The 6573-nt window shown below is 73.6% G+C and carries 7 protein-coding genes; 5 read left to right on the top strand and 2 right to left on the bottom strand.

The window, feature by feature from the left end:
• The gene (gene aroA / locus AB4039_RS24190; RefSeq protein ID WP_266842174.1) at positions 1-1350 is read right to left on the bottom strand and encodes a 3-phosphoshikimate 1-carboxyvinyltransferase; all 1350 of its coding nucleotides are present in this window, start codon (positions 1348-1350) and stop codon (positions 1-3) included.
• Positions 1351-1403: 53 nt separating this feature from the next.
• Positions 1404-2117 (bottom strand): M50 family metallopeptidase, encoded by a 714-nt coding sequence (locus tag AB4039_RS24195; protein ID WP_266842175.1) that lies wholly within the window; start codon positions 2115-2117, stop codon positions 1404-1406.
• Positions 2118-2170: 53 nt separating this feature from the next.
• Here AB4039_RS24195 and AB4039_RS24200 point away from each other — a divergent pair, with 53 nt between their 5' ends.
• From AB4039_RS24200 to AB4039_RS24220, 5 genes are all read left to right on the top strand, one after another.
• Entirely contained in the window at positions 2171-2986 is an 816-nt protein-coding gene (locus tag AB4039_RS24200) for an SOS response-associated peptidase (protein WP_266842176.1), read from the top strand.
• A gap of 24 nt (positions 2987-3010) precedes the next feature.
• Positions 3011-3655 (top strand): alpha/beta hydrolase family protein, encoded by a 645-nt coding sequence (locus tag AB4039_RS24205; protein WP_442271805.1) that lies wholly within the window; start codon positions 3011-3013, stop codon positions 3653-3655.
• A 335-nt stretch (positions 3656-3990) separates the two neighbouring features.
• The gene (locus AB4039_RS24210; protein WP_007266438.1) at positions 3991-4635 is read left to right on the top strand and encodes a sigma-70 family RNA polymerase sigma factor; all 645 of its coding nucleotides are present in this window, start codon (positions 3991-3993) and stop codon (positions 4633-4635) included.
• A complete protein-coding gene (gene rsrA, locus AB4039_RS24215; protein ID WP_030225838.1) occupies positions 4632-4934 on the top strand; it encodes a mycothiol system anti-sigma-R factor in 303 nt (100 codons plus the stop codon). Before AB4039_RS24210 ends, rsrA begins: the two co-directional genes overlap by 4 nt.
• A gap of 173 nt (positions 4935-5107) precedes the next feature.
• Positions 5108-6573 (top strand): HD-GYP domain-containing protein (locus AB4039_RS24220; protein ID WP_442271806.1); only part of this gene is annotated, 1466 nt, incomplete at its 3' end.

The following is a 6573-nucleotide window of genomic DNA, read 5'->3' on the forward strand; positions in this document are numbered from 1 at the left end:
CTACGCTCCCGCTCCCGAGAGCATCTCTGTCCACATCGTCGGGAAGTCCGGCAGGGTCTTCGCGGTCGTCGCGACGTTCTCGATCTCCACGCCCTTGACGGCCAGGCCGATCACCGCTCCGGCCGTGGCCATCCGGTGGTCGTCGTAGGTGTGGAAGACGCCGCCGCGCAGCGGGCGCGGGCGGATGTGCAGGCCGTCGGCGGTCTCGGTGACGTCGCCGCCGAGCCCGTTGATCTCCGCGGTGAGCGCGGCCAGCCGGTCCGTCTCGTGCAGGCGCAGGTGCTGGACACCGCGCAGCACCGACTCCGAGTCGGCCAGCGCCGCGACCGCCGCGATGCCGGGGGTCAGCTCGCCGACCTCGCTCAGGTCCACGTCGATGCCGTGGATCTTGCCGGTGCCGGTGAAGACCAGGCCCGCGTCGGTCAGCTCGCAGGAGCCGCCCATCTCGGTGAAGATCCGGCGCAGCGCGTCACCGGGCTGGGTGGTGCGGCGCGGCCAGTCCGGCACGGTCACCGTGCCGCCGGTGATCAGGGCCGCGGCCATGAACGGCTGGGCGTTGGAGAGGTCCGGCTCGACGACCATGTCGCGGCCGAGCAGCGCGCCCGGCGCGACCCGCCACACGTTCTTCTCGCCGCCGGCCTCGGGGGTGTCGACCTGGGCGCCCGCCGCGCGCAGCATCTCCACCGTCATCCGGATGTGCGGCATCGACGGCAGGGTCGCGCCGGTGTGGCGGACCTCGACGCCCTGGTTGAAGCGCGGGGCGGAGAGCAGCAGCGCCGAGACGAACTGCGAGGAGTTGGAGGCGTCGATCTCGACCGTGCCGCCCTCCAGGGCCCCGCCGCCCTGGACGGTCATCGGCAGCGCGCCGCGGCCGTCGTCGTCGATCCGGGCGCCGAGGGCGCGCAGGGCGTTGATGACCTCGCCGAGGGGGCGCTCGTAGGACCGCGCGTCGCCGTCGAAACGGATGTCGCCGGCGGCCAGGGTCGCGACGGGCGGCAGGAAGCGCATGACCGTGCCCGCGTTGCCGACGTCCAGGGTGGCCGGGCCGTGCAGGGCCGCCGGGATGATCCGCCAGGCCTCGCCGCCCGCGCCGTCGCCGGAGGTGGAGCTGGAGCTGGAGGAGACGGTCTCCTCGATGCCGACGCCCAGCGCGCGCAGCGCGTCCGACATCAGCTGGGAGTCGCGCGAACGCAGCGGGCGGCGCACCCAGCCCGGCTCGGAGGCGAGGGCGGCCAGGACGAGGGCGCGGTTGGTGACCGATTTGGACCCCGGCACGGTGACGGTGGCGTGGACGGGTCCGTCCGCGAGGGGGGCGGGCCAGAGGGCGTGGAGCGCGGGGGTCTCGGTCATGGCCACCACTTTAGTGGCTTCCCCCGGGCCCAGATCTTGATCGCGGGCCCGTCTCAGAGGCCGAGAAGCCAGCGACCGCCGCCGATCAGCGAGCACAGCGCGACGGCGTGGAAGAGCAGCAGCCAGGCGAGCGCGGGCACATGGGTGAGCCGCCCCAGCTGGTCGGCGTCCGAATCGGGGGCTCCGCCGTGCCGGCGCTTGGCCTGGAGCTCGAACACCGGCCGCACCCCGCCGAGCAGCAGGAACCACACCACCGCGTACGCGAACACCGCCTGCACCCCGGACGGCGCCAGCCAGGACACCAGGACGAACGCGGCGCCGGTCAGCACCACCGTCAGCAGCCCGTACGCGTTGCGGATCATCACCAGCATCGCCAGCAGCAGCGCGGTCGCCGCCCACAGCAGCAGCGTGATCCGGTGCGCCGACAGCAGGGCCGCCCCGCCCAGGCCCAGCAGTGAGGGCGCCGTGTAACCGGCGGCGGCCGTCAGGATCATCCCGAGCCCGGTGGGCTTGCCGCTGCTGACGGTGACCCCGCTGGTGTCCGAGTGCAGCCGGATGCCGTCGAGGCGCCGGCCGGTCAGCAGGGCCAGCAGCCCGTGCCCGCCCTCGTGCGCGATGGTGATCGCGTTGCGCGAGAGCAGCCACACCGGCCGCGGCCCCACCACCGACAGGGCGGCCAGGCCCGTCAGGACCACCAGCCACCAGGCGGGCTCGGGCTGTATGCCGGTCAGCCGGTCCCAGAGACCGGCCGTCGTGGTGCTGTCCATGGGGTGGCGGACTCCTTGCGGTGGAGGGCGGGGGCCATGGCAGTGTGTCAGCCATGTGCGGAAGGTTTGCGGCGAGTCGGACGCCCCGGGAGCTGGCGGCGATATTCGGTGTCGAGCGGTGGGAGCCGCAGGAGACCCTGGCCCCCGACTGGAACGTGGCGCCGACGAAGGAGGTCCACGTCGTCCTCGACCGTCCCCTCAAAGACGCGCGGGACCCGCGTCCGGTTCGCCAGCTGCGGGTGCTGAAGTGGGGCCTGGTCCCCTCCTGGGCGAAGAACCCCGAGGGCGCCGCCCGGATGATCAACGCGCGGTCCGAGACCCTGCACGAGAAGCCGTCCTTCCGCCGGCCCTTCGCCCAGCGGCGCTGCATCGTCCCCGCCGACGGCTACTACGAGTGGGTCACCGCGCACGACGAGCGGCAGCTGGAGGTCGAGGGGAAGAAGAAGCGGTCCCGCAAGCAGCCGTACTTCGTCCTGCCCACCGACGGCTCCGTCTTCGCGATGGCCGGCATCTACGAGTTCTGGCGCGACGGGACCCTGCCGGCCGAGCACCCGCAGGCCTGGTGGGCCACCTGCTCGGTGATCACCGCCGAGGCCGAGACCGGGCCGCTGGGCTCGGCTCCCGACGAGGGCCCGCGCTCGCTGTCCGACATCCACCCCCGGATGCCGCTCATGCTGACCCCGGACCGCTGGGACGCCTGGCTGGACCCCGCCCGCACCGACGAGGACGAGCTGCGCGGCCTCCTCGCCCCGCCGCCCGGCGGGCTGATGCGCGCCTACCCGGTGTCCACCGCCGTCAGCAACGTCCGCAACAACGGGCCGGAGCTGCTCGGCGAGCTGGCCGCGCCGGAGGAGGGCACCCTCTTCTGACCCGGTGACCGGCATGATCGGGGGATGACCACCGAGAGCGTCGACACCCCGGCGGGCGAGGCCCGCGTCACCTGGCACCCCGCCCGCGCCGCGCGGCTCGTCCTGGCACTCGGCCACGGTGCCGGTGGCGGCATCGAGGCCCGGGACCTCGCGGCCCTGGCCGCGGCCCTGCYCCCGCGCGGGGTCACCGTCGCCCTGGTCGAGCAGCCCTGGCGGGTCGCGGGCAAGAAGGTCGCCGCCGCCCCCGGGACGCTGGACGCGGGCTGGCGGGCCGTGTGGCCCGCTCTGCGCCGGCCGGGCCTGCCCGTGGTGGCCGGCGGACGCAGCGCGGGGGCCCGGGTGGCCTGCCGGACCRCCGCCGGGCTCGACGCGGCCGGGGTGCTCGCGCTGGCGTTCCCGCTGCACCCGCCGGGCCGGCCCGAGAAGTCCCGGGAGGCGGAGCTGCTGGGCGCCGACAGGCCGGTGCTGGTGGTGCAGGGCGGCCGGGACCCCTTCGGGCGGCCCGAGGAGTTCCCGGCGCCGGCCGGGGCGGACCCGTACGAGCTGGTGGAGGTGGCCCACGCCGACCACGGCTTCGCCGTGCCGAAGAAGGCGGGCCCGACCCAGGAGGAAACCCTCGCCGTGATCACCGGTGCGGTGGGCCCGTGGCTCGACCGGCTCATCGGATGAGCGCGGCCGCGCGCCCGACCTGACGGATTCCGCAGTGATCCCGGTCACCCGGCCCCGGCCGGACCGGAATACGGCCGAAAGCCCTTGGCGGGCCCGGGAATGCCCTGCACGGCCCGCCTGTTGTGTGGAGTGTCGGAACGTAGGGGAATTCGTCGGAGGAGAGGGAGCGCATGACCCAGGTCATCAGCCAGAACCGTCCGCAGGCCGCTGACCTGGACTGGACGGTGCTGCCTGCCCCCAAGCGCGCCTCGCTTCGGGCGGCGGAAGGCCGGGATGGTCGACTATTCTCCGATTCGAGCGGATCCGCTTTCGGAGCCGCCACGCTGTCGGAGGAGGTGGGTCCTGTCGCTGGGACCGACGAAGGCCAGGCGCAGGAGACAACGGCGGAGCGCAACGCGCGTTTCGAGCGGGACGCCCTCGGCTACCTCGACCAGATGTACTCCGCCGCGCTGCGCATGACGCGCAACCCGGCCGACGCCGAGGACCTGGTCCAGGAGACGTACGCGAAGGCGTACGCCTCCTTCCACCAGTTCCGCGAGGGCACCAATCTCAAGGCGTGGCTGTACCGCATTCTGACCAACACGTTCATCAACTCCTACCGCAAGAAGCAGCGCGAGCCGCAGCGCAGCGCGGCGGAGGAGATCGAGGACTGGCAGCTGGCGCGCGCCGAGTCGCACATGTCGACCGGTTTGCGTTCCGCGGAATCGCAGGCGCTCGACCACCTGCCCGATTCCGACGTGAAGGAAGCCCTGCAGGCCATTCCGGAAGAGTTCCGCATCGCGGTCTATCTTGCCGACGTAGAGGGCTTTGCGTACAAGGAGATCGCGGACATCATGGGTACACCCATCGGTACGGTCATGTCGCGACTGCACCGTGGCCGCCGTCAACTCCGCGGAATGCTGGAGGACTATGCCCGTGAGCGCGGGCTGGTCCCCGCGGGCGCGGGAGAGTCGAACGACCTGAAAGGCTCGGGCTCATGAGCTGCGGAGAGCCGCACGAGACGGAGTGCGCCGAGGTTCTGGACCATCTCTATGAGTTCCTGGACCACGAGATGCCCGACAGTGACTGCACCAAGTTCGAGACCCACTTCGGCGAGTGCAATCCCTGTCTTGAGAAGTACGGCCTGGAGCAGGCCGTCAAGAAGCTGGTGAAGCGCTGCTGCGGTTCGGACGACGTGCCGAGCGATCTGCGTTCCAAGGTCATGGGACGGATCGAGCTGATCCGCTCGGGCCAGGCCGTGCCCGACCACGACGTGACCGCCGGTCCCGCGACCGGCTGAACAACCGCCCCCGGAAAGCCACTTCGTTCACTCGAAGGTGCTAATCCGGGGGCGCCCGTACGGCTCAATGCGAAAATGGGCCCTGCTTTCCCGCAGGGCCCGCCTATTCTCCCCTCTCGGTGCCGGTTCACTTCGGCACCCGGTGCGCACGGCACAGGGGGGAGGCGAGCGCCATGCGGGCACTTCCGCCGACGGCGCGCGCCTGCGTGCTGGCCGCTGTGCTCGCCGCCGCCGCGTGTGCCGCCCCCGCGCTGACGGACCCCGCGACGCCCTGGACGGCCGTCCTCCTGCTCGCCGCGCTCTCCCTGGCCTGCGAACTGGTCCGGGTGCTCGCCCCGGCGGGCCGCCGGGCGCCCGAAGGCCTCGGCTCCTTCTTCCCCGTCGTGATGGCCGCCGTCTTCCTGCTGCCGCCCGCGGCCGCCGCGCTCGTGGCCGTGCCGGGCGCGCTCGCCCAGAGCGTCGTCCGGCGGCCCGCCGGGGTCCGCCGGGTGTGGCACGGAGCTCAGCAGGCGATGGCCGCCCACCTGGCCGGGCGGGTCTACGGGCTCCTCGGCGGCCGGGAGCCGACGGCCGGACCCGGGGCATCCGCCGGCGCCACGGGCCCCCCGGGCGGGACCGGCCACGGCGCGGACCCCTCCCTCTGGGTGGCCGGCTTCCCCTCCCTGATGCTCCCCGCCGCGGCCGCCGCCGTCGCCTTCTGCCTGGTGCTCACCGCCCTCGACGGCGGGATCCTGGCCGCCGCCGAACGCCGGCCGGCCGCCGACGCCTGGCACGGACTCCTGACCAGGTCCCTCGCCCCGCACTGCGTGCACGGCCTCGCCGGACTGATGATGGCCGTGATGTGGCGCAGCCCCTACGGGATCCCGGCCGCCCTGCTCGTCCTCCTGCCGATGTCCGTCTCCTGCTGGGTCTTCGCCCAGTACCACCGCGAGCGCGCCGCCCACCGGGCCACGATCCGCGCCCTCGTGCAGGCCGTCGACCTCAAGGACCGCTACACGCGCGGCCACAGCGAACGCGTCGGCCAGGCCTCCGCGATGATCGCCCGCGAGCTGGGCATGGCCGACGACCGCCTGGAGGTCGTCCGCATCGCCGGGATCCTGCACGACGTCGGAAAGCTCGGCGTACCGACCCGGCTGCTGCGCAAGGACGGGCCGCTGACCCCCGAGGAACGCCGCGTCATCGAGCTGCACCCCGAGTACGGGCACGAGATGGTCCGGGGCATCGGCTTCCTGGGCGAGGCCCGGTCCGCGATCCTGCACCACCACGAGCGGGTCGACGGCTCCGGGTACCCCTACGGGCTGAGCGGGGAGCAGATCCCGGTGCTGGCCCGGGTGGTGGCGGTGGCCGACTCCTTCGACGCGATGACCTCGACCCGCTCCTACAGCCGGGCCCGGCCGGTGTCGGTCGCCCTGACGGAACTGGAGCGCTGCTCCGGGTCCCAGTTCGACCCGGCCATGGTGCGGGCGCTGGTCACCGCCATCGGGCGGCACGGCTGGCACCCCGTGGTCACCTCCGACGACGACCTCCAGGTGATCGGCGCCGGCGCCGCCACCGCGGGTCCGGCCGCCACCGTGGGTCCGGCCGCCACCGCGGGTCCGGCGCTGCCCGCCGTGCCCGCCCAGCCGCCGGGGCTCGCGGC

The sequence above is a fragment of the Streptomyces sp. M-16 genome, assembly GCF_052114405.1.
In the GTDB taxonomy this organism is placed as follows: domain Bacteria; phylum Actinomycetota; class Actinomycetes; order Streptomycetales; family Streptomycetaceae; genus Streptomyces.